We start from the raw sequence: 25,254 nt of genomic DNA, 5'->3' as shown, positions 1-25,254 counted from the left end.
ATTCCTTCTTTCCCAAAAAACCTGAGACAAGGCCCAAAAAGGCAATGTCACAAAACTATTGCTAGGTTATAATTACTTTTCATTTTGAGAATTGCTAAATTTGTTGATTCCACTAGTACCCTTTACTATGAGAAGGCTTACGTTTGTGTCTGTATTTTTAATGCTTTGGTTTTGCAACGCTCAGGAAATTGCCATCCTAAAATATCAAGGTGGTGGCGATTGGTATTCCAATCCGACCGCTTTGCCAAATCTGATACGATTTTGTAACGATAATATAGGCACTAAAATCAAAGAAAAACCTGAAACCGTTGAAGTTGACGATATTGTTATCTTTCAATATCCATTTCTACATATGACGGGCCATGGCAATGTAGTTTTCTCCAGTGAAGAAGCTGAAAATCTTAGAATTTACCTATTGTCAGGAGGTTTTTTACACATCGACGACAACTACGGCATGGAGCCTTATTTGCGAAAAGAATTGCTCAAAGTTTTTCCGGATAAGGATTTGGAAGAGCTGGGTGTCGATCACCCCATATTCAACCAAGAATACTTATTTCCCGAAGGGTTGCCAAAAATTCATGAACATGACGGAAAGCGACCTCAGGCCCTAGGTATCTTTCATGAGAACCGGCTTGTTTTATTATTTACCTTCGAATCCGATTTAGGAGATGGTTGGGAAGACCCCTCGGTCCATAACGACCCTCAAGAAATTCGTGAAAAGGCTTTGCAAATGGGAGCTAACATAATATCATATGCGTTTAAAATATAGGTAATGACTTCAAAAACCATAGCAAGCGGTATTCTGCGGGCCGTCGGCGTAATCATCGGAATAGGCTTGTTGCTCTATTTTTTGTACAAGATTCAATCTGTTCTTGCCTATTTGGCCATAGCAGCCGTCATAGCCCTTATCGGAAGGCCCCTAGTGCTTTTTTTAAGAAGAAGGGCGAAATTTCCGAACACATTGGCCGTAGTAGCGACCATGGTACTGATGGTGGGATTACTTGTGGGGATTGTCGCATTGTTTGTTCCCTTATTAACGGAACAAGGCAAAAATCTCTCTTTGCTTAATATCGACGAGCTTCAGAAAAATTTGAATTCGCTCTATCGTGAAATTACCGATTACTTCGGTGCCTCGCCCGAAGTCGTAAAAGAGGTAATTAAAGAGGCCGACCTAGAAAAAAACATCTTAGAAGGCCTCGATATAGGTTTCATACCCAATTTTTTGAATTCTTTTTTGGATGTGTTGAGCACGGCAAGCATCGGTCTGTTTTCGGTACTTTTCATATCCTTTTTCTTTCTAAAGGACAGTAAATTGTTTCAACGGGGCATTTTGACTTTTGTTCCAAGAAATAAGGAAACTGGCACCGTCAATTCGATTGATAAGATCAATAACTTGCTTTCTAGATATTTCGTGGGACTTCTGTTGCAGATTTTTATCCTCTTTGTGATTTACACCGCAGTTTTACTCATAGTAGGGATAGAAAATGCCATTGTAATCGCCTTTTTATGTGCACTCTTCAATATAATACCGTATATCGGACCGATTATTGGTGGCGTTGTTATGATCGTGCTCACTATGACCAGTAATTTAGGTATGGATTTTAGTTCAGTAATCCTCCCGAAAGCAGGCTATGTTTTAATCGGTTTGACCATTGGTCAGTTGGTGGATAATTTCTTTTCACAACCCTTTATTTTTTCGAATAGTGTAAAATCCCATCCGTTGGAAATCTTCTTAGTCATCATCATCGCGGGCTTGCTTTTCGGAGTCGTCGGAATGATCGTTGCCGTACCCGGTTACACAGTTATCAAGGTTGTTTTAAAGGAATTTTTTGCCGAAAACAAGTTTGTGCAGAACATTACACAAAAATTATAGTAAAACTTTGAATAAAAATATATTAAAAACTGGTGTACAGAATTTTATAGAAAAAAGCATGGATGCTGACATCGTGTCAGTTCTGTTCAAAAAACCAATTTTTGAACTAGTTTCCAATAAAGAACTCGTCCAACAGATTCAGAGCAAGGCCAAGTGTAAAAAAAAACTTCCCAGATGGTATAATACACCTAAAATATACTACCCGAAAGTGCTCAATATCGAGCAGGCATCCTCAGAATCTACCGCTGTCTATAAATCGGAAATCGTATCAGGAAATTCACTTTGCGATCTAAGTGGTGGATTTGGAATCGATAGCTTTTTTTTCGACAAAAAAATGGAAACTGTCGTTCATTGCGAAATCGACAAAGAACTATCTCAAATAGCTACATACAACTTTTCCGTTTTAGGAGCCAAGAATATTCGGACTATCGCAGATGACGGAATCGAATTCCTAAAAAAAGAAAAAAGAACCTTTGATTGGATCTATATAGACCCATCACGTCGAAACCATATCAAGGAAAAAGTATTTAAACTAAAGGACTGTCTACCCAACGTACCTGACAATCTCGATTTTCTATTTCAAAAATCAAGCAATTTAATGCTCAAGACCTCCCCTTTGCTTGACATAGAGGCGGGCCTGAAAGAATTGAAGCATGTTCTAGAAATCCACGTAGTCGCCCTTCATAACGAAGTTAAGGAGCTTTTGTGGGTACTGAAAAAAGGATTCAAGGGAGAGGCCGAAATTAAGACCGTTAATATAAAAGATGACGTAAAAGAGATCTTTAATATCAACATTTCCAAAGAAAAGAAAGAAGTTTCAAAATTCTTAGAACCCTTACCCTATTTATATGAACCCAATGTGGCTATTCTAAAAGCTGGTGCTTTTAAATCGGTAGGCCATGTATACGAACTGTACAAACTTCATCAACACACCCATCTTTATACGTCTGAGAAGTACATTGAATTCCCCGGTCGACGATTTAAAATTGACCAGGTCGTTACCTATTCGAAAAAAACGTTAAAAAACTTAGGATCAAAAAGGCCAATATCGCCGTTCGTAATTTTTCCTTAAGTGTCGCGGTTATAAGAAAACAGTTGAAAATCTCCGACGGAGGAGCATGCTATCTTTTTTTTACGCGACTCATTGGTGACGAGCAAGTTGTTCTTATCTGTTCCAAAGTCCCTAAATAACGGCTATAAATCAAAATCTATCTTCAATTCTTAAACTCTCAATGTAGAAATCATTTTGATACGATAGTCAATTTTTGGTAAAGTCGTTTTACGTATCCGCATTAAGGCCTTTAAAACCGTTCTTAAAGCCTAATAAATGAAGGAAAACCCTTAACACTTCGGCATCTATTTGTTAATTAAATCTTTTCATAACTTCCTAAAATACACAATCTAAAAATATCATTTTCTCAATAAACATGGGCTATAATTAAGTACGTGAAGTATTTTATTCACTAAAATTATCAACCTGATTTTTAAAATTGTGCATTTTAACGGACACTATATCACAATATTTTGTTATTATTACACCTTCATTTGGTTTTTCTTAACACTCATTAGGGATGCCAAAGCGTTGGAAAACGGACAAAATCAAGATTAATTTAAACTAACAAACAACAAGGATTATGAATCAAAAACATGATTACAATTCGTTAAGGCCCAAAGGTAAGAGTGTATTGCTCAAGCTAGGGTTTTTGTCGATGGTGGTTTGCCTGAGCGCTCAGTTCGCATTGGCGAATACCGAAACAACTTTTGCCCCAGTTGCATTGGAAGCTGAATTTCAATCAACCGTATCGGGTACAGTGACCGATTCCGATGGTGCCCCCCTACCCGGCGCCAACGTAATCGTCAAAGGCACCACCAATGGTACACAAACCGATTTCGACGGTAATTATACTTTAAATGTTGATGCCGACGCGGTTTTAGTTTTTAGCTATTTAGGGTTTCAGACCCAAGAAGTGGCCGTGGGCGGACAATCGACCGTCAATGCAAGTCTTCAGGAAGATGCGGCAGCCCTAGAAGAAGTGATCGTTACCGGGTATCAAACGCAGACAAAACGTGAAACCACCGCAGCCGTATCTATTGTTAAGGCCGAAGAACTCGCCGCGATACCATCGGGTAACGTTGAACAGCAATTGCAAGGTAGGGTGGCCGGTGTCACCGTATTGACCAATGGTCAACCAGGTACGACCAGTCAAATTCGTGTTCGTGGTTTTGGAACCTTTGGAGACAACTCCCCACTGGCCATTGTCGATGGTGTTCCCGTGGGATCGACCGATTTTTTAAATCCTGATGATATTCAGACCACTACGGTTCTTAAAGATGCCGCAGCCGCATCCATTTATGGAGCAAGGGCAGCGAGTGGTGTTATTGTATATACTACAAAACAAGGATCAAGAGGAAATAGAAAGTCTAAATTAAGCATCAATGTTTCAAGTGGGGTTCGTGACCCGAATGTCGCTGGGGCAGCAAACAACTTGAACCCTCAAGAAATGGCACAGTTTACGCACTTGGCCTATGAAAACAATGCAGTGGCCAACGGTACGCCCGTTGCCTATACCCACCCACAGTATGGATCCAATGCAACGCCGGTTCTTCCAGATTTTCTTCATGCCGATGGTCAAAACGGCGTATCTGCAGGTGCCGTGAATTTAGCAGAGGTACAAGCGAACTACGAGGCCGATCCGGACAATGTATTCTTGATTCGTCCTAACTTAGCTGGAACGAACTGGTACAAAGAGATTACAAGGGTCGCTCCGATTACAAGATTCTCCCTTAATTTTGACGGAGGTAATGAAAATGGCCGTTTTTACATGGGCTTGTCTACGCAGACCGAAGCAGGTGTACTTTTAGAAAACGATTTTGAAAGATATACGGCCAGATTCAACTCCGAATGGGATATCGCGCCTTGGCTAAGCATCGGAGAAAACTTTCAGGTAACTTATAGATCTACCAAAGGTGGTTTCGGCGGCTTCGGCGGTATTAGTGGAGCTGATGATGAATCTGTTATTCTTTCCGCTTATCGTATGCCTACGATAATTCCTGTCCGTGATGATTTCGGAAGTTTTGCCAGTACAAGGGCCGCAGGTTTCAATAACCCTCGTAACCCCGTGAGAACGTTGTTGACCAATGATAAGTTTGACCAAAACTATAGTATCGGAGGTTTCGGTAATATTTATTTGTTATTAAAACCCTTTGAAGGACTAACGCTTAGAACTAGTTTAGGTGGAGGATATAACAATGGTCACTTTGTCAATTACGGATTTAAATATCTAGGGGATTCAGAACCTCAGGCAAGTGACAACTTTGGAGAAGGAAGCAGTTATTCCTTCAATTGGACCTTCACGAATACAGCCAACTATGAAAAATTGTTCGGTAAACACAAAATTAATTTGTTGGCCGGTATTGAAGCCCTCAACGACGGTGCAGGCCGATTCATCAATGGTAATGGTATAAATCCATTTTCTACTGATTTGGATTTCCAGAGTTTGAGCGTGGTACAAAGCCCCGTTGTAAACAGTGGACAGTTCAAAGGAGTGAACTTTTCTTCCATTTTTGGTCAATTGCAATATAATTTTGACGAGCGATACTATCTAGCGGGAGTTATTCGTCGCGATGGTTCTTCCCGTTTTGGGGGTAACAACCGATATGGTGTATTCCCAGCAGTTTCGGGTGCATGGCGTGTGATTGCCGAGCCCTTTATGCAGAACCAAGACTTTATTACCGATTTAAAGATTCGTGGTGGCTGGGGTGAAATGGGTAACTCGAACAACGTTGATCCCAACAACCAATATTTCTTGTACGCATCGGATCGAGGAAATACCTTCTACCCAGTAGATGGTCAAAACAGTGGGGCCAATGAAGGTTTTGCTGCAAGTCGTATCGGAAATCCCGATGCGAAATGGGAAACCGTAACGACTACCAACATAGGTTTCGACGCAAACTTTTTCAATGACAAATTGCAAGTTATTCTAGACTGGTGGACAAAAGATACGAAAGACTTGTTATTTCCGCTTGAACTGGCAGGTGTAACCGGCAACTATGCTTCACAGCCTTCAGTAAACCTTGCGACTATGTCGAACAAGGGGGTTGATATTCAGATTATCGGAAGAGGTAATTTTACCGAAGATTTCACCTATCAGGTGACCCTGAACAATTCGTTCTTGAAAAATGAGATTACCAGTATCGCACCGGGTATTGAATTTTTTGATGGTGGCGGAAGACGTGGTATACAGTCGACCCGAAATGCGGCAGGGCAACCTCTTGCAGCTTTCTTCGGCTATGAAGTTATAGGCTATTTCAACAGTCAGGCAGAAGTCGACAGTTCACCGGCTCAAGATGGAAAAGGATTGGGTCGCTTTAGATATGCTGATATTGATGGCGATGGTGCCATTACTCCTGAAGATAGAACCTTTATCGGAAATCCGATACCTGACTACACAGGGGGTGCCGTTATCAATTTACAATACAAGAATTTAGAATTTGAAACCTATTGGTTCGCCTCGGTTGGAAATGACATTTTCAATCAATCAAAATGGTTTACCGATTTCTTCGGTACGTTCGAGGGGTCTGCCAAGGGTCAAAATGCAAAACAATCTTGGACTCCGGCATTGGGCAACAACGCGGCAGCTCCAATATGGGAAAGTGCATCGAACCTAAGTACGAGTGGTGCCGGAAACTCTTGGTATGTTGAAGATGGTACCTACGTAAGATTGCAACGTTTGGCACTATCATACGATTTTAGAGACTTAACGGAAAAACTTGGCCTTAGTAAATTTAAAATAGGGCTAGCGGCCAACAACATTTGGACGATTACAAACTATAGCGGCCTAGACCCTAACGTAGGTGGTGCATCCGGTTCACGTTTCGGACGTGATGTCGAGTTTGGTGTAGATGCCGGTAATTACCCTATTACGCCTTCCTATTTGTTTACATTGGAAATGGGACTATAGGCACTGTGACAAAAACGTGATATTTAAATCAAAAAATATTAATATCTTTATAGAAAAATAAACTATGAAAACAATGAATAACTTAAAAAGAACAGCCGTTGCTGCGATGGCCTTCCTGATGGTCGGCGTATCATGTAGCGATGAGTTTCTTGAAATCGCGCCAGCAGGTGCACTTGCGGATGCCCAAGTAGGTACCAAAGATGGTATCGATGGGCTTTTAATTGGAACGTACGCTGCCTTAAACGGCGTATTCGGTAACCGTTTCGAAGGACCCAACCACTGGATTACGGGCTCAATTATGGGTGGCGAAGCCAATAAAGGTACCGATGCAGGGGATTACTCTGCTATCAACCCCTTTCAGCGATACGAGCACGATCCGACTAGTGGAGACATCAATAACTTATGGAGAGGACGTTTTGAAGGCGTTAACCGAGCCAATAAAGTTTTGGCCGCTTTGACTGCTGCTGAAGATATACTTCCAGCAGATGCATCTAGACTAGCAGGTGAAGCCAGAATGCTACGTGGTCACTTCTACTTTGACCTGAAAAAGCACTTTAACAACATCCCGGTTTTTGATGAGACTTTAGCTGCGGGCGAGATAATCGAAATCACCAACACGGCGTCAGATGCATGGGGTCAAATTGAGGCCGATTTTCAATTTGCCTATGACAACTTACCCGGTGAGAACGGGGCCGGCCGGGTAAACAAATGGGCCGCGGCCGCATATATGGGCAAAGCGAAATTATTCCAAGGCAAGTTTGCCGAGGCAAAAACGTGGTTTGATGATGTTATCGCAAACGGCACCACCTCCAATGGTATAAAATATGCTTTGTTGGAAGACTATGCACAAATATTCAACGCTGAAAACGACAACCATGCAGAATCGGTTATGGACGTTGAATCGGCTAACAATACTGGAAATGTGCAAAATGCGAACGCTTTTGACGACTTGAACTACCCTTACAACACAGGCCCAGATGGTCCAGGAAACTGCTGTGGGTTCTTTCAACCGAGTTTTGAATTGACAAATTCGTTCAGAACCGCCAGCGGATTGCCTTTGTTGGACAAATCGTATAACAGTGACCCCATAGCCAACGACTACAACGTAGAATCTGACGACGCTTTTACGGAGGATGCAGGTCCATTGGACCCTAGAATCGATTGGTCTGTTGGAAGAAGGGGAATTCCCTATTTAGATTGGATAGAGCATCCTGGTAAAGCTTGGATTCGTAGCCAACCCTATGCGGGACCTTATTCTCCCAAAAAGTTCATCTACTACAAGTCTCAAGAAAACTCGTTTACAGATGGTAGTTCTTGGACACGTGGTTATGCTACCATGAACTACAATATCATTCGTTATGCAGATGTACTTTTGATGGCTGCTGAAGCGGAAATTGAAGCCGGTTCTTTGGAACAAGCTAGAACCTATGTCAACCTAGTTCGAGCAAGGGCTGCCAACCCAGCTTTCTGGGTACAGGAAAATGATGGTAGCGGTCCTGCGGCCAATTACGAGATTACTGAATATCCACCTTCTCAGTTTGCATCGCAAGCATCGGCACGTGAAGCGGTTCGTTTTGAGCGTAAGCTAGAACTTTCAGGTGAGGGCCATCGTTTCTTTGATTTGGTTCGATGGGGTGTTGCGGCTGAAGAGTTGAATGACTATTTAGCCTATGAATCAACACTACTTGTTACCAAATTCGGTGGCGCAAGCTTTACTGCGGGTAAAAATGAGTATTATCCAATTCCGCAAACACAAGTAGATATTCAAGGACCTGAAGTTTTAGTTCAGAATCCCGGATACTAGAATTAATCATAAATTTTCTAAAAAAGGGCTGCCAATGGCAGCTCTTTTTTGTTTCTTTCAAAACCATCAACCATCTTTGTGATTTATAAATTAGGTATAGCTCTTAATGAGAATTGCGCACAATAGCCCGATAAAATTCCTAGGTTTCTTGACAAGCCTTTTGTTTGTTTTTTCCACATGCGGAGATAAAAAACCAATTTCCCTGTTTACAAAAGTCGACTCCGAAACTTCAGGGCTTGATTTCAACAATCGCCTCGTTGAAGACGATTCTATCAACATCTTAGACAATGAATTCGTCTACAATGGTGCCGGTGTGGCCTTGGGCGATGTCAACGGTGATGGTCTTGATGATATTTTTTTTGCTGGAAATCAAGTTGGAAACAAAATGTTTCTTAACAAAGGTGGATTACGTTTTGATGACATCTCCACAGAAGCCAATATTGTCAAACCCGACTCCTTGATGTGGTCCTCCGGGGTTTCTATAGTGGACATCAATACAGACGGCAAATTAGATTTATATGTCTGCAATACATTTCGCAATCAACCACACCTTAGAAAAAATCTGCTCTATATCAATAAAGGGAATGATGAAAATAATATTCCGGTTTTTAAGGAAATGGCCGAGGTATATGGCATAGCTGACAGCACCTATTCTTCACATGCCCAATTTTTTGATTATGATATGGACGGCGACCTTGACCTTTTTATAGGGGTCAATCGCATTGAAGGTATCAATCCCAATGAATTCAGTCCGCTAACCGATGATGGCAGTTCGAAGAGCAGGGACAAACTATATGAAAATACTTGGAACGATAGTTTACAACAACAGAAATTTGTAAACGTTTCCGATTCGGCAGGGATCCGTTATCATGGGTATAGCCACAGTACCCTAATCAATGATTTTAATGAAGACGGTTGGATGGATATTTATGTTGCCAACGATTTTCTTAGTAATGACCTCCTTTACATAAATAATCAAGATGGCACTTTCACCAATAGAGCCGGGGACATATTTAAACACTTTAGTCTTTCTTCAATGGGCAGTGATCTTGCGGATGTCGATAATAACGGCCAACTCGATTTGTTTACTTCAGAGATGCAACCCTATTACAATAAGCGAAAGAAACTGTTTCAAGGCCCAAGTAGTTATCAAAAAGAAATATTTACCAGAAAATATCGGTATGAACAACAATACACTCGAAATACATTGCAACACAACTTGGGTATCAATCCCGAAACTCAATTACCCATATTTGGTGAGATTGGAATGTTTGCGGGTATTAAAGAAACTGATTGGAGCTGGGCTCCACTTTTTGCCGATTATGACAACGATGGTTGGCAAGACCTTTTGATTACCAATGGTTTTCCTAAGGATGTTACAGATCGCGATTTTGGAGATTTTAGAATTACGGCAAGTCGACTGGTTAGCAAAGAACAGCTCATTGCCGCCATACCTGAGATAAAAATTCCGAATTTCATTTATAGAAACAAGGGAGGGCTTGAATTTGAAGATGTCACTACAACATGGGGACTTAATTTTGGCACCTATTCCAATGGGGCCGTCTATGGAGATCTTGATAATGACGGAGACCTTGACCTAGTCATTAATAATATAAACGACCCAGCTACTTTGCTGGAAAATCATGCTGATCGATTAAAACCAAAGAGTCATTTCTTAAGATTAAAACTTAGAGGCACAGATGAAAATCCTGCTGCCATCGGAGCCAAAGTGACATTGCATTCCCAAGAATCCGCGCTACAAAAAACACTTCTCGCAGGTCGTGGCTACCTGTCACAGCCAGAACTCTATTTACATTTTGGTCTGGGAGAGAAGCATAAAGCCGATAGCATTACTATAACCTGGCCTGACGGAAAAGTACAAGGACTTGTTGAACCTACCATAGATACCGTACTTACCATTGTCTACGGGGCAAGTACTTTCAAAACCAAGGAGGCTGGCAGATCACAAGAAAAACCTTTGTTCAAAGAAGTTTCAAAACTTTACGACCTTAACTTTTTTGCAGGGGACCACGATTTTATCGATTTTAATTTTCAAACGACGCTACCACATAAGTTTTCTAAATTTGGGCCTTCACTTTCCGTTGGTGATGTAAGTGGCGATGGGTTAGATGACCTTTTTGTGGCCGGAAGTCGTGGTTTTGAAGACACCTGGTTCTTACAAAATGGAACTGGCGATTTTATTAAAAACCCCGTAAACTACAAAAAAGGCGAAAAACTGGAGGAAGAAGATTCGGGCACCCTATTATTCGATGCGGATAACGACGATGACCTTGATCTTTATATCGCAAGGGGTTGCGGACAATATCCGGCAAATCATGAGTACTATAGAGATATTCTTATGATAAATGATGGGAAAGGTAATTTTTCCGAGAATACGACCGCTTTGCCAAATCTCACGGCAAATAGTTCCGCAGTGAAGGCAGCTGATTATGACCATGACGGCGACTTAGACCTTTTTGTTGGGAGCAGGGTGTTGCCTTTTTCCTATCCTTCCGCCGACCGATCTTTTATTTTGAGAAATGAAAGTACGGCCAAAGAAATCAAATTTATCGATGCTACTAAAGAAGTTTCCAGTGAATTGCTATTCCCAGGAATGGTAAGTGACGCCCTGTGGACCGATTTTAACGGAGACTCTTGGCCAGATCTTATTTTGGCCTGTGAATGGATGCCCCTTCGGTTTTTTAAGAACGACAAAGGTGCGTTGGTCGAAGTAACCCAAGAAACTGGAATACAAAATAAACACGGATGGTGGAATAGCCTAGCAGCAGCGGATATTGATAACGATGGGGATATTGACTACATCGCTGGCAATTTAGGAGGAAATACCTATTTTAAAGGAACGCAGGAGGAACCGGTTCGGTTGTATGCCAAAGATTTAGACCAGAACGGTACTATAGACCCTTTAATCTCATACTACTTGAGGGACAGTGTCGGAGTCAAAAAAGAATATCTCTATCACCCTTGGCAAGATGTAACGAAACAATATGTCGGAATTCGCAAAAAGTTTAATTCTTTTGGAGCTTTTGGGGAATCTACGCTACCAGAAATGTTCTCGGATGGTCTTTTAGATGATGCACAAAAATTTACCCTTAACGAGACGCGTACATCATGGGTCGAAAATTTGGGAAATGGAAAGTTTGAACTTCACCCATTACCATTGGAAGTGCAGATGGCACCTATCTTTGGAATACTTCCAACGTATTTGAACGATGACAGTGCTATAGATCTTTTGTTGATAGGTAACGATTTCGGAATGGAAGTTCAGCAGGGGCCCGCTGACGCCCTGATCGGCATTTCCTTAAAAAATGATGGAAAAGGTAATTTTAAAACTCTTCCTATTGAAGAAAGCCATTTTTTCGTTCCTGGAGATGGAAAAAGCCTTGTACATCTCAATATTGGCGATGATAAAATGCTGACCATTGCTTCACAAAACAATGATTCCTTGCGGGTCTTCGAGTTCACAAGGGACAAACCATTCAAATCGATAACGCTACGACCCAACGAAGTAAAAACATTGATTACCTTCACCGACGGTTCTAAAAGTGTACGTGAAACACAATGGGGAAGTACCTTTAATTCACAATCAAGTAGAACTTTTAATATACCCCTTCAAGCAACGGAAATCAAATTCTATGATGTAACCGGTCGGGAAACTCGTTCAGTAAGCTTCTGACCTTTGAGAGCCTGTTTAGGGTTTTGTGATTAGCCCCGAGCATTCGGGGTTATAGGTCATTTTTTCGACCTTTTAGGCAAAATTTTCGGGCATAGCCTTAGCTACGGGCTAAAATTTTAACGAAGAAGGGTGGAAAAAGGGGCATAAAAAAATAATCGACAAAACCCTAAACAGGCTCTGAACAAATCAATGTTCATTGGCATGTTTATAATCCCCAAAACGATATTTAACGGTTCGCTTTAAAGGAATATTCATACCCTTAGAGGATTCCAACCAATCATAGATTGCAGCTGACATCGATTTTGCAATGTCCTGTTTATCGGGATCCGCAATGAGATTGTACATCTCATCGGGGTCTTTTTGCAAATCGTAAAGCTCGTTACGGTCCCAAATACCCTGATATTTAATGTACTTATATTTATCCGTACGCATTCCGAAAACGGTGGGCGTCATCGGAAAATCGTATTCCCAATAATATTCGTAAAACACTTCTTTTCTAGTTGGGGCATCGGCATCTCCCGTCAGAATGGGAATAAAGGAAACCCCGGGCATGTTTTCGGGCTGCTTCACCCCTGCTTCGGCCAAAACGGTCGGTCCTATATCAATATTTTGTACCATCTCGGTCGGTTTCTTACCACCTTCGAACAATTCCGGACAGCGAACCAACAGAGGTACTTTGACAGATTCTTCGTAAAAATGGCGCTTATCGATAAGTCCGTGTTCGCCCCAACTGAATCCGTTATCGCCCATATAAATGACTAAGGTCGACTCGTCTAAACCTTCTTTCTTAAGATAATCCATCACGCTCCCTACACTTTCATCGACCCCGAGTAACGTTTCACAATAATCGACCACCATGCTATGCAGGTCTTTAAAATCGTGGTACATATAATCAACACCATGCCAGCTGACACGTTGATCGGCAACCCATTGCGGCCATTTTAAATCTCTATATTCACCCGTAAGTGTCTGCCCATATGTTGGGGGTAATTCTATTTTATTTCCCTTGTACCTACCTTTATGACGCTTGGCAGGTTGAAAACCGGCATGTACAGCTTTGTGTGATAGATAAAGAAAAAAGGCTTTTTCTTATCCCTTTTGTCCAACCAATCGATGGCATGTTCGGTCAACAGATCTGTGATATAGGTTGAATCTTTGTATGCAACCCTATTACCGTTGATGTTGAGCGTTGGATTATAATAAACCCCCTGACCCGGAAAACTCTCCCAATGGGTAAAACCGGGCTGTGGTTCATCACCGTGATCTCCCATGTGCCATTTTCCAAAAAACCCGGTTTGATAACCTGCTTTTTCCAAGTACTGCGGAAAATACGTGAGATTGCCGGGGTCTGGTGCTTGATTGTCTACAATGGTGTGTGAATGTGAAAATTGTCCCGTCAATATGGATGCCCTGCTCGGGGAGCAAAGTGAGGTAGTCACAAAAGTATTTGGCAAATATGCGCCTTCGGCAGCAAGTCGGTCCATATTCGGGGTTTCCAACCAAGGAACTTTTCCCGTAAAACCCATATAGTCGTACCGATGGTCGTCGGTCAGTATGAATATCACATTACGGAGCTTTTTCTTGGTCTTTTTGGTTGAATTGCCAATTACCTCTGATTTTCCTTCAGCATGAACATGGGCCATCAACAATAAGGAAATACAAATAAAACCTAAAAGTCTATATCTTTTCATGTCATCTTTAGCGTTTGGTTTGATCTAAAAATACTAATTATTCTTTTCGTTTCGTTTCTGCGCAACGAGCCATTCGTACAATTCTTCGTTGTTATAGGCTCTTACCCACGAATTATGTCCTACCCCGGGGTATCTCGTAAAACGAACATCGTAGCCCATCGACTTCAATCGATCTACCATGGTTTCAGACTCTGAAATGGGTATCGATTCATCTTCCTCTCCGTGAAAGACCCAGATGGGCATTTCTTTATCGATCCATGCGGCATAAGGTAGAGGGGTCATGCCACAGACTACGGCCAAGGCCGCAAATTTTTCGGGATACTGAACGGCAAGTTCCCAGGCTGCGCCTCCTCCCCTGCTAAGACCTGTTAAATATATCCTTTGAGGATCGACCCTATTGTTCGCCACTATGGTATCTAACAATTGTATTAACGCAGTAGTGTTCCACCACTTTTTTTTATGCGGATTTTGAGGCGCCAAAACAAGAAACGGAAACTTTTTGCCTTGGGTAATCAGTTTTGGAGGGCCATTTCGTTTTATGGCAACAAGACTATCACCTGATTCACCCCCACCATGTAGAAACAACAGTAATGGAAATTTTTCGTCTTCGTTCGATTGGTATTCCTCAGGATAGTATAAATAATAATCAAAGGTCTCGGTAGTAACCGTCTTTAATTGAGCATCTATCAACTGTGATTTCGACTGAGCCGCACAACTTTGCAGAAGAAAAATGAAGAAGAAATAAAATACCTGATGTTTCATTGTTCAAATTAAAATGGAAGATAATGAAAAGCGCATAATACACGTATTCTTATCCTAAATATTCCTTTACGTTTTATTACGTGAAGGATGGTCGCGAAGGCCCCTCCCTTTTCCAAAAGGAGGTGGCCCCACTTGTGGGGATGGAGGGATTCCAGAGCGCGAGCTAGTGTTGAATTTGGGTGGAATAGCTGTGCGTGAGCTAGTTTGCGGGTCAATCCCTCCGTCTCCGCTAAAGCGAATCCACCTCCCTTTATCTAAAGGGAGGAGCAAAAAAAAACGGGTGCCCATTGGGCACCCGTTAAAATAATTCAAAAATTTATCTATTCTCAGCGATACAGGGTAAAATGCCCTACATATCGCTGTTTGCTCTTATCATTGGCGTTGACAACGTACCAGTAATCTCCTGTAGGCAGCTCTTCTCCTTCGTATCGACCGTCCCATTTAGAGACTTGGTCCAACTCGGCAACGACACGACCGTATCGGTCATAGATCTTCACTTCGATATTCGGAAAGAATTGTCTATTCTCCGGGTACCATAGTTCATTATCTCCATCCCCATTGGGTGAGAAGAAATTCGGTATTTCCAACATACCCGTAAACTCGAACGGAAAGGTAATCGCGGCAACACATTCCATGGAATCGATAACTTGAACGGTTACGTTACCACTTTCATTGGTCGTATATACGGTCTCACTACCCATGGATTCCCCTTGAAAGAAGAATTCATAATCCCCGTATCCGCCTTCTGCCATCACGGTAATTTCGTTGGCCCCGGTTTTCTCACCGCTTAAAGTCAAGGGATCATAGCTTTCCATCGTAAATTCGACCATATTGGTACATCCGTTGATATGGTAGATATATACGGTATGGTCCCCGGCGGGCAAATCGCCCCAAGTATACGTGGCGTCGGCCAAGGCCGTAACCGCATCCGTTGGGTCTATGGGGTCCAAGGCGAACAAAAGATCTGGCAGTATGCTAGCATCGGCCATTTGAACGGTTACGGTACTGCTCGGGAAGATTCCCTCACACCCATATTGAACAATAGGTTCAGCATCAAGATTAACGCCCATTTCAATGGTGAATTCAGCAAAGGTCTCACAACCATTGGCGTCCCGGACAAATACGAGATAGCTCTGCCCACCGGCCAAGGTCAAGAATTCCATATTCAAGTTCGGTTCGAAAATTTCACTACCATCGGAGTCGGGGCCAATTAATTTTGTCTCATAATATTCAGCCGAAGTGACCGAATCGATGAACGGTGTTCCCCCGATTACCGTCAATTGTGCCGTACCATCATCAAAACCGATACAGGTTTCGGGAGTCGTTTGCACGTCGGTAATTTGAACCTCGGTGGGTGCGCCAACATAAATATCGAAGGTCTGTGGACAGCCTTCTTCATCTTGTGCCAAAACCGTGTATGATCTATTCCCTTCCAATTCGGTAAAGGTATACGTCTCCGGATTCGCTGGATCAGAAAAGAACTCGCTGAGATTCGGTTCGATGGAAAATTGAACCAATCCGGCACTAGGCGTGGTTACGTTCATTGTAATGGTACCATCGGCCGTATCAAAACAAGAGGTCGGAGTGGCACTAAAACCAATGGATACAAGGTCTGCAGGTGTAATAGTGAACGGTCCCGCTACCTCACCGCAATTTTGACGACTAATGACCGATATCCAATAATCGCCAGAGTCCAAGTTTTCAAAGGTTCCAAAATCCTGCATGGGCCTATTATCATAGGTAGCCATCGATTCCGCTGCGAAAGCATCCGATCCCGGATCATAATCATAGATACGGAATTCATAGATTCCCGTACCTCCTTGTGCTTGAGCCTCAATACGCCCATCTATCTCGCCTGCACACGATTCACTAAAGGTCGGTGAAGCGGGATCTAAGAATAAAGGATCAGCGTCGGTTATTGTAATTCCGTTGGTTTTTCTAGCCAAACAAGAGCTCAAGCTACCCACCTTGCGTACTTCATAACGATAAGAACTACCTACAACACCTATAATTCCTGTTTTGACGGGCAAACCATTGGCATCGACTTCATCTATCGGGAACCAAGGGCCACCGGAATTGTTGACACTGTATTCGTAGGTTCCTCCCTGAGGATTATTTACGCGTATCATCATGGTAGCATCATTACCACAAGCCGGTACCGAAGTCTGAATCAATGCCGGAGCGATAGGTGGCGGAGGAATAACCTCTACAGGAGTTGTAAAGGCTTGACAATTCAATGTCGATACAATTTCAACTGCATACCATCCGCCCGAAATAACTCCGGTACCTGCCGTTCCAACAAACTCAGGACTACTTTGAAGTCCGGTACTTGAAATAATATTCGCCGGAACGCTTGGGTCAGGATTGTTCGGATCCAATTTTACAAGACGGTACTGATATCCAGCACCGGGCACACCTCCGATAGCGCCAGGAACTGTCGTTCCTGGTTCAACGGCCACAATAACCGCATCGTTTCCTTGTGGACATTCCAGTTCTCGGGTAATAATGGCATCGGCCTGAATCGGTGGAACGGGTGCCAAGGTCTGCGTCATCGAATGAGTACAACCTTCGCTATCTTGAACGGTAACGCGGTAAACACCACTTGATAATCCCGTAAACCGGTCATTAGTACCATTGGTAGCAAAATCTCCATAAGTCGGATGTGGGGCAAAGCCACTACCATCATCATATTCCAACATATATTCATAAGGCAAGCCGTCCCAACCACCTTGGGAGGTTACGACCAATTCGCCGAGATTGTCATCACAGCCCACACGACCCACTTCATCAAAAGCAGTTACGAGCAATTGACCATTAGGGATTTGTATGGTCGATACATTGCTATAGACGTCACAGGCCAAAACCGTTTTCCCTTGTTGTCGAATGACAACTCGCAGGGTACCACCCGGCAGACCGGTAATGGTCGCTGGGTTACCATCGGTAGCCGTATCCAAGGATCCTGTAGAATTCCCGGCAACCGGGCTTCCGAAAGCACCTCCAGTAAATCCAGGGTCGCTGGAATCATAAACCCAATATTCATAGGCCGTACCGACTAAATTGTTCACTTCGATATTCAAAATACCATCTGTCGCACCAAAACAACCTACAGGTTCATTTTGGCTAATGGTGACTGTCGGCAATACAGGTTCTATGACCGTATAAGGCTCTAAAGGATACGTACAACCACCTACATCATTGATTTGAAGGCGATATTCACCTGATACCTGTGGAAGATCAAATTCGACCACACTCGTTCCCGGAACTGAAGCAACTGCTGCCACGGAAGAACCTTGATCTTCTACGATAAAGTTGCCAGAACCTGTTACCGTGATACGAATACGTTCCGGTAGCTCGCAATCCATAGCTCTTACTTGAGTAATCGTGGCCATTACATCATTTGGGGCCAAAACCGTGACCGTATCACTTGATTCACAACCATTGGCATCGATAGCGTAGACGGTTATTATTTGGTCGGAACCCGTATCCACGATTAAGAAATCGGGACTGGCCTGATAACTATCCGCCACATTGATCTTATAGCCGTAAGGCGCACCGTTACCAATATCAGCTCCGGAATTCGCTATGGAAGCCCTGACCCAAGTGGTACTGTATTGATTCGAATTCGGATTACACAACAATGGATCCGCACTCACTTCGATTCCGAATACCGGTGGATCAACGATAGTCACTTCCTCTCGATCAAAACAATTTCTATCGGTCACTACCTCCACCACATAGGTGCCAGGGGCTAGCCCTGAGAATCCACCAGAAGGGTCTGTTGCGATTCGAGTTGCGATATCGTAATTGGCTGGCATTGATGCCAAATCACTACTATATAGATTATATTCTTTGATGGTCGGGTTATTGGCAGGTACCGGATCTACTACCAAAGAGACTCCAATACTTCCATCATTCAGACCGTTACAAGAAACATCGCTTTTTCCGGGATCATCGATAACCGGTTGTGTCGGTGTCTCCCTAAAAATATTGTCTACAATTGTTTCACAATTGCTCACCCCATTGGTCACTTGGTTGTCTCGTATGACAACTTGGTAATCCCCAGGAGGGATATTCGGGAAATCGACATTGTCATCCTCATTCAATAAATCAATACTAACCGGATTCCCTAAAAAGTCTAATCCGGTTAGGAAATAGGAGAAGTCTCCACTACCCCCATTGGCCATAATGTTTATTATCCCATCGGCATTCTCACAATTGGGTTCGGTACTGAAATCTCCGGATGCGGACAATACCTGGAATACTTCGGCAATAGCATCTACATCACAACCATTCGCATCGATAACATATACGGGATACTGACCAACACTGCCGACATTAAAGGTGGCCTGGGTCTGAACACCGGGCGTATAGGCCGGGGTTTGGGTAACTCCGTTCAATGTGAACGTTGGGGTATCGATATTGCCGGGCATTTCTATCGTTATATCCCATCCCAATGGCGGTGGGGTTACATCACACTGATTGTTCACGCTGATTATCGGTGCCGGTAAATCGGGATTTAACTGAATAACCGCCGCCGTAATGTTATACGTACAGTTATCGTCATCCAATACCCAAATGTCATATTCGATACCGGGCGCCAATGCTCCGGGCAGGGCCACTGTGGTAGCATCCGTAAAATCCCCGGGAGTTGGTGGGGTTCCTGCGGGCATATAGGCATATAGATATGGACTTCCAGTGGTAAACGGATTTCCGCCACTACCGCGAACGGTCAACTGGCCTAATTCGTTACAATTGGCATTTTCGTTACTGATAATATCGACCCTTGGCAAATTGAGTACCGCCTCAGTCTCATCTCCGCCAGTACAATCTGTAGAGGTATCTTCTACGGATATCCCATAACGACCTGCCGGTACCGGAATCGTTGCGTTCGTTACTGCAGAATTTGTTAAATTCAGTTCTTCGACACCCATATCAAGGTTTGTGATAATCACATTGTAGGGTCCGGTTCCTGCCGTAATCGTGTATTCAAGACCCACATCACCATTGTAACAATTTGCACTATCGATAGTCAAGTTTGCCGTGACACCTGGACCATCGGGTAACGTTATTACTTCTTGATAGGTACATCCGGTGGCAGTGTCTCTAACCTCTATGGTATAAGAAACACCGAACAACAAGCCGCTAAAACAATGTCTTGTGGGAGTATTATTTGGAGTTTCCCAAACGGATGGCGGATCAGTAACCAAACGAATTTCATAAGGACCGGTACCGTTTACGATATCAACACAAAATGTGGTACCCCCTGGAGCACATACCAATGGAGCAGGAGGAATATCTGGTATAATATCCAAATTGGTTGTACCGATTACAAAAGGTTCTTGATCGACACAGCCCCTAGAATCGATAACGATAACTTGATAATTTCCGGGAATCAAACTAGGGTCCGTAATATTCAACGGCAAATCACCCGGAGCCACATTATTTTGCGTCACAAAGGGATTTCCAAAGTTATCCTCGATAACAATGGTATAATTCGGAACCCCCGGCGAAACCATAGGATTGATGGTTACCCCGCCAGAAAGATCGCCTGCCGAACAGGTCGCATCGATAGGGGTAATGCTAGCGTCAACCGCAGGAATAGGATCCGTAATCACTTCAATCCTTGTCACGGGGAGGTAACACAATTTCTAGAATCCTTGACCACATACTCATAGAATCCTGCGGCCAGACCTGAATAAATCGTCTGTGACGAAAAAGAATAGGTAAATGTCGGATCCGGAGTGTTCGGATCGGCCACCAAAACACCGGGCGTCGGTGCGGGAGCAAAAACCACTTCAAAAGGAGGTATTCCGGAAGAAACCACCGGGCTAATTTCAACAAAACCACTATTGGGGTCACCACAACTTGGGCCAACTATGGTATGGTTGGCCAATATGTTCGTAGGTTCAATAAATGTAATGGGTGCAGAAATGTTCGTACAGCCATTACTATCGGTTACCGTTACCCTATAATTTCCATCGTTACCAAAAGGTACGGTGTACTGAAAAGTGCCCGAAGGCAAGGGTACTCCCGTATGTCCGACTATTGGCGTATACGGACTAGGCGGGGTCGCCGATTCATATTCTATCGTATAGGAAGTAGCGGCCAAATTGGATATATCGCCACCATTGATAGATATTTCCATTTCTCCATCGCCTCCACAGGGAATTTCACTATTGACGTCCAAGGTAATTTGGATCTGTGGCGGAATCGTTATGGTAGGAAGCGTAGCCGAACAATTGGAACCATCGACTACCTCAATATTATAATTTCCCGGAACCAGATTCGAAAAGGTAAACGTTCCCGCAGTACCCGGAGTTTGTAAAATACCACCGTTCATTCGATATTGGTGCGTTGCCAAGGCAGCGGTACCTGCTGTTGAGGTTACCGTAATTTCTCCATCATTTGTTGCGGAATAACAGTAATCGGCAGTATCCAAAGCAATGGTCGGCGCCGTAACACTTGTCAGTGTAAACCTAGTTTCGGCCCTACATCCTTCGGAATCGATAACGTAAAGAATATATTCACCCTCAGCGGTTAGGTTGCTGAACGTACGGCCTGTTTTAGGTCCCTGTAGCGTTCCAGGGGGCGAAGGCCACTGTAATTCATATCGATATCCTCCAAAACCATCCAAGCCTGTAGCTTGTACCCGACCGACATTCCCGTTCTGACAGCTCATATCGGTCACATTCGCGGTCACACTTAAGGCCGTGGTAGGTTCAACCACGTCAAAAGAAGCAGTAGAAATACAATTGGTATCGTTGTCGGTTACCGAAATTTCATAGTTTCCAGCACCTAGCCCCGAAATGGCAATTTCAAAATTGGTGGATCCCGTGCCCGAAGAATGAGTTACGGGCGCACCTACTGTTGGAGTATAGGTAATCGTATAATCATAATCCGTAGCATAACCGTCGACCAAGAAGGCCCCGGAACCATCCGTTGCCGTGGGGCATACCTTTAAATCCCCCCTGATTTTACCTGGGCTCTAATTGTGCTGAATCCACCTGTTGTAAAGCTTGCTGGATATATACAACCGTCTGCATCTTCTATCTCAAACTGGTAAGACGTATCCAAGCTAAGTCCAGCAAAGACACCAGTGCTATTCGAAGGGGGCAAAACGGTCACAGGGTTCGAACTTATGGCACGGTATTGTGCTACCGTGAAACTGGCGGGTAATACGTTAATAGTTACACGACTGGTGCCAGCGGCACAGTCCAATTGATCTTGTGCAAAATCTATTGAAGTAGGTGGTACAGGAGCAGAAACCGTTATTGGAGCCAGGTTTTGAAGACAGCCCGCATCATCCCTAATCTGTGGAATATAGGTGCCCGGGGCGATACCGGTAAAGTTAGTACCCGATTGAAAGACTCCCGACAGAACGCTATATTCATATCCAGTGCCGGAACCACCGCTTGCCGTTGTAAAATCGATGGTCGCCCCGCCTGCGGCACAGGTGTAATCGTTGGTCAGACTTGCACTTCCGCTGAGACCCCCTGCCGAAGTAACGGTAACGGGCGGTAATGCCAAAACACAGCTAAAAGCTCCTTGGGAATAACGAACCTCAACAATATTATAGGTAGCATCTGCAACCGGAATAATTGGTGATGTCGTCCAAGGATCGCCCGCATTGTTTGTCGCCCGAAATTCCAAATTGAAGCCCCTCGGATCGTTGACCGTGAATTCCACTTTTCCACCTCCGTTGGTACAAGTCCCTATTATAGGTCCGGCCGTAACGTCAGGCGGGTCCAATACAGCGACATACTCCGATTTTTCTGCAGTACATCCCGAGGTATCCGTAATAAAAAAAGTATAGGTTCCCGGACCAGGTACCGTATAGGAGCTCGTTCCGGTGAAGTTGCCTCCAGAGGTACCACTACCACCACCGGTCACGGTATAGCTATAGGTTCCCGAGCCTCCTGAAGGGGTTACATCTATATCTACACTAGATATGGTGGCGCAACCAAAACTCATTCCATTGGTCGTTGTCGTTACCGTAATCGGATTCAGGCCAGTACCTACCGTTATCGGATTGCCTCCCGTATCATTATATTGTATCGGAGCAGGAATACCATTGGGAATATCTTCGAAACAGGATGGCGTTTCTACTTTAACCGCGTATGTACCCTCACTGACATTTGCGAAAGTAAAGGTATTGCTCGATATCGGTGCCGTAAAAGCAACAGGTGCCCCGTTATCATCAAGTAAGGTAAATTCATAAGGCCCAGGAATGCTCGGGTTGACCGTGGCGGTAACACTACCGGTTTCGCCGGCACAAGTGGGATTGGTAAAGGTAACATCGATCTGTATATCAATATCCTGTATTTCAATGACATCGTATAGATATTCACAAACCTGACCTGAAATATTCAATCGTGCCCGAACCGTATAAAAACCTGGCTGCAAGTTTGAAAAAATAGAGGAAGCCTGATAAGGCCCAAAACCACCGCCATCTTTTTGAATCTGAAACTGGTAGCTGTTGGGTAATCCCGTAATTTCTATTCTTCCGGGGTTGTTGCAGACAAAGTCTTGTTTTACAAAGGTCTGGGTAATGGTACTTTTTATTACCTCGAAATAATATCTTGGACCTGTACCTCCTACTTGCAAAAAATATTCTGCACCAGTAGCTTGGGGAACGCTTGTCGCCAATAAGTTATAGCTCGTACCCGTGTAAATGGAAGTATAATTCCCTAGAATGGTATCAGGACACTCAGCATTGGTATCCGGTGTACTACCTGTAAGTTCGTATAGTGTATATGAGGCATTCCCTGCTACGGTAATGGTTCTGTTATCGGAATCTCCACATAAAATAAATCGGGCGATGGTAAATCCGTTATTCGTACAGGTAGCTACATCATCGTAGTCCTGTATCGGGGTGGCGAACATGGCTGCAATGGGCGCATTGGCACTTGAACCTTTCGAATTGACTTCTATGGATGGTGCGGCATTTGCATCGGTTTCGGTATCCGCTAAAATCGTTTTGGATTTTTCTTCAAGTACCGTGGTAATCTCGGCTATGAATTCGTAGACCCGGGTATTCGCTATGGCTGAAGTACTAGCTACCGATATTGCGATCAATAGTAGGGCATACAGAAGATGCCGTGGTTTTTTTGGGAGCATAGGTTAAGTCGAATTTGCAAGAATATGCAGATTTGGGGATCGGTATATTCTTTGGGGTAAAAGTTTAAACTTATATTTTTCTATTTATCTTTATGCGCTATTGCATACCTTATATGCTTTGTTTTAACGTCAAATTATGAAAAAAAGTATCGTTTATTTTTGTTTATTCGTTGTGTCGTTCAACCTCTCTTGTGCACAAGACGCTATAAATCAAGTAGATACACCTGAAAATATACCTTTTTCGGCTGAATTACTGATCGATGAACTACCCATTCCGTGGGGTATGACCTTCTTACCAGATGGGGGGATGCTAATCACCGAAAAATCAGGGCAGTTAATCCATTTCAAGGATGGAAATAAGACGGAAATTTCCAACATACCGGAAGTCTATACCCGAGGTCAAGGCGGGTTTCTCGACGTGGTCGCCCACCCCGATTATGAAAACAACGGATGGATCTATTTTACCTACTCCTCCTCGGAAGGTGATGAAAAAGGCGGCAATACAGCCGTTATACGTGCTAAACTAAAAGATAATGCACTGACTGATAATCAATTACTATACAAAGCTTCACCGAATACTACAAAAGGACAGCACTTCGGGTCCCGCATTGTTTTTGATAACCAAGGGCATCTTTATTTTTCCGTCGGAGACCGTGGGAATCGAGATGAAAATCCGCAGGATGTAACGCGCGACGGAGGCAAAATTTATCGCATCAACGATGATGGAAGCATTCCTCAAGACAACCCATTTGTTGATAAAGAAGGAGCGAAAACCGCAATTTTCAGCTATGGCCACCGAAATCCGCAAGGATTGGCGAAACACCCCGACACAGGGGCGATTTGGAACAACGAACATGGGCCACGTGGGGGTGACGAGATCAACGTGGTAAAGAAGGGTGCTAATTTCGGATGGCCTGTCATCACATACGGAATCAATTATAGTGGCACCCCTATTACCGACAAGACCGAATTGGATGGTATGGAGCAGCCGATACATTATTGGGTACCTAGTATCGCACCAAGTGGTATGGCCTTTGTAACCTCCGATAAATATGAGGGATACAAAGGAAGTCTATTGGTAGGGTCGCTTGCTTTTCAATATTTGGAACGACTTGTTTTAGACGGGAATAAGGTAGTTAAAAGAGAAAAACTAATGGGAGATTTGGGCCGTGTACGCGATGTAAGACAAGGACCTGATGGACTCATATACGTTGCTGTTGAAGGAAAAGGGATTTATAAGCTCATACCTAAAAGCTAAATCTCAAAAGCTCCTCTCCTCAAACCTGTGCTGAGCGTAGTCGAAGTGCGAGGGGAGGTGGACTTAATCCGCCTTTGGCGGAGAAAAGGACGGA

The 25,254-nt window shown here is 43.5% G+C and carries 12 protein-coding genes and 1 pseudogene; 8 read left to right on the top strand and 5 right to left on the bottom strand.

Annotated elements, in window-relative coordinates:
• Window positions 1-127: 127 nt before the first annotated feature.
• From N8A86_RS17495 to N8A86_RS17470, 7 genes are all read left to right on the top strand, one after another.
• Window positions 128-769: a DUF4159 domain-containing protein gene (locus tag N8A86_RS17495; RefSeq protein WP_273566542.1), complete on the top strand. Its 642-nt coding sequence runs from the start codon at window positions 128-130 to the stop codon at window positions 767-769.
• A gap of 3 nt (window positions 770-772) precedes the next feature.
• Window positions 773-1,873 (top strand): AI-2E family transporter, encoded by a 1,101-nt coding sequence (locus N8A86_RS17490; RefSeq protein WP_273566541.1) that lies wholly within the window; start codon window positions 773-775, stop codon window positions 1,871-1,873.
• A 7-nt stretch (window positions 1,874-1,880) separates the two neighbouring features.
• The gene (locus N8A86_RS17485) at window positions 1,881-2,945 is read left to right on the top strand and encodes a class I SAM-dependent methyltransferase (protein WP_337251657.1); all 1,065 of its coding nucleotides are present in this window, start codon (window positions 1,881-1,883) and stop codon (window positions 2,943-2,945) included.
• Window positions 2,906-3,064: a THUMP-like domain-containing protein gene (locus tag N8A86_RS21750; protein WP_337251816.1), complete on the top strand. Its 159-nt coding sequence runs from the start codon at window positions 2,906-2,908 to the stop codon at window positions 3,062-3,064. The genes N8A86_RS17485 and N8A86_RS21750 overlap by 40 nt, the downstream gene beginning before the upstream one ends.
• 443 nt (window positions 3,065-3,507) lie before the next feature.
• Entirely contained in the window at window positions 3,508-6,834 is a 3,327-nt protein-coding gene (locus N8A86_RS17480) for a SusC/RagA family TonB-linked outer membrane protein (RefSeq protein ID WP_273566540.1), read from the top strand.
• A 64-nt stretch (window positions 6,835-6,898) separates the two neighbouring features.
• On the top strand, window positions 6,899-8,638 hold the full coding sequence (locus N8A86_RS17475) for a RagB/SusD family nutrient uptake outer membrane protein (protein ID WP_273566539.1): 1,740 nt from the start codon (window positions 6,899-6,901) through the stop codon (window positions 8,636-8,638).
• 148 nt (window positions 8,639-8,786) lie between these two features.
• The gene (locus tag N8A86_RS17470; RefSeq protein ID WP_273566538.1) at window positions 8,787-12,332 is read left to right on the top strand and encodes a VCBS repeat-containing protein; all 3,546 of its coding nucleotides are present in this window, start codon (window positions 8,787-8,789) and stop codon (window positions 12,330-12,332) included.
• A 186-nt stretch (window positions 12,333-12,518) separates the two neighbouring features.
• Here the strand turns inward: N8A86_RS17470 and N8A86_RS17460 are convergent.
• The 5 genes and pseudogenes from N8A86_RS17460 to N8A86_RS17440 form a co-directional block, all read right to left on the bottom strand.
• A pseudogene (locus N8A86_RS17460) lies at window positions 12,519-13,858 on the bottom strand (sulfatase family protein).
• 198 nt (window positions 13,859-14,056) lie between these two features.
• Complete coding sequence (locus N8A86_RS17455; protein WP_273566537.1) at window positions 14,057-14,785, bottom strand: carboxylesterase family protein; 729 nt, start codon at window positions 14,783-14,785, stop codon at window positions 14,057-14,059.
• Window positions 14,786-15,111: 326 nt separating this feature from the next.
• Entirely contained in the window at window positions 15,112-20,415 is a 5,304-nt protein-coding gene (locus tag N8A86_RS17450; RefSeq protein WP_273566536.1) for a T9SS type B sorting domain-containing protein, read from the bottom strand.
• A complete protein-coding gene (locus N8A86_RS17445; protein WP_273566535.1) occupies window positions 20,412-21,704 on the bottom strand; it encodes a hypothetical protein in 1,293 nt (430 codons plus the stop codon). The genes N8A86_RS17450 and N8A86_RS17445 overlap by 4 nt, the downstream gene beginning before the upstream one ends.
• 38 nt (window positions 21,705-21,742) lie before the next feature.
• On the bottom strand, window positions 21,743-23,902 hold the full coding sequence (locus N8A86_RS17440) for a hypothetical protein (protein WP_273566534.1): 2,160 nt from the start codon (window positions 23,900-23,902) through the stop codon (window positions 21,743-21,745).
• Between the two features lie 136 nt (window positions 23,903-24,038).
• Between N8A86_RS17440 and N8A86_RS17435 the strand changes: the two genes are divergently transcribed.
• Window positions 24,039-25,160, top strand: coding sequence for a PQQ-dependent sugar dehydrogenase (locus N8A86_RS17435; protein ID WP_273566533.1), 1,122 nt, complete (start codon window positions 24,039-24,041; stop codon window positions 25,158-25,160).
• The last annotated feature ends 94 nt before the right edge of the window (window positions 25,161-25,254 follow it).

The sequence above is a fragment of the Maribacter halichondriae genome, from assembly GCF_027474825.1.
Classification (GTDB): domain Bacteria; phylum Bacteroidota; class Bacteroidia; order Flavobacteriales; family Flavobacteriaceae; genus Meishania; species Meishania halichondriae.
The sequence above is the reverse complement of the archived record's forward strand: the minus strand, read 5'-3'. Positions and strand labels throughout refer to the sequence as shown.